1 pseudogene is annotated in these 726 nt (G+C 34.4%); it reads left to right on the top strand.

The window, feature by feature from the left end:
* A pseudogene (locus KA858_RS10435) lies at window positions 1–557 on the top strand (IS256-like element IS256 family transposase); the annotation flags it as partial.
* Window positions 558–726: the final 169 nt, after the last annotated feature.

Here is a 726-nt window from a genome sequence, read left to right as displayed (position 1 = left end):
GCGAAAGCGAAGATACCTGGTCAACATTTTTTGAATACCTAAAAGAACGCGGTTTACAAGGTACGGAACTCGTTATTTCTGATGCGCACAAAGGATTAGTCTCTGCCATTAGAAAATCCTTCACCAACGTAAGTTGGCAAAGATGCCAAGTTCACTTCCTAAGAAATATCTTTACCACCATTCCTAAAAAAAATTCAAAATCTTTCAGAGAAGCTGTTAAAGGAATTTTTAAGTTCACAGATATTAACTTAGCGCGTGAGGCTAAAAATCGATTGATTCATGATTATATCGATCAACCAAAATATTCAAAAGCTTGCGCATCATTGGATGATGGATTCGAAGACGCCTTTCAATATACCGTACAAGGAAATTCCCACAATCGACTAAAGAGTACCAATCTAATTGAACGACTGAATCAAGAAGTACGCAGAAGAGAAAAGATTATTCGCATCTTCCCCAATCAAACATCAGCCAATCGCTTAATTGGAGCCGTTCTTATGGACCTACATGATGAATGGATTTATTCTTCAAGAAAATACATCAATTTTGATAAGTAGAAATGGTAAAAACATTGTATAGCATTTTACACAGGAGTCTGGACTTGACTTATGTTCATATTGTTAAACACGGTAGATTGTACTAATATAAAGCTAATGTTTAAAATCGGAGGATACTATGAGTAAACAACGCATAAGTTTATAGAATTTTTTTAGTAATATTCTAAAT

It is taken from the genome of Staphylococcus sp. GDX8P80P, assembly GCF_017893095.1.
Classification (GTDB): Bacteria; Bacillota; Bacilli; order Staphylococcales; family Staphylococcaceae; genus Staphylococcus; species Staphylococcus borealis.
Note: the sequence above shows the minus strand (reverse complement) of the source record. Positions and strands in the feature narration are given on the sequence as shown.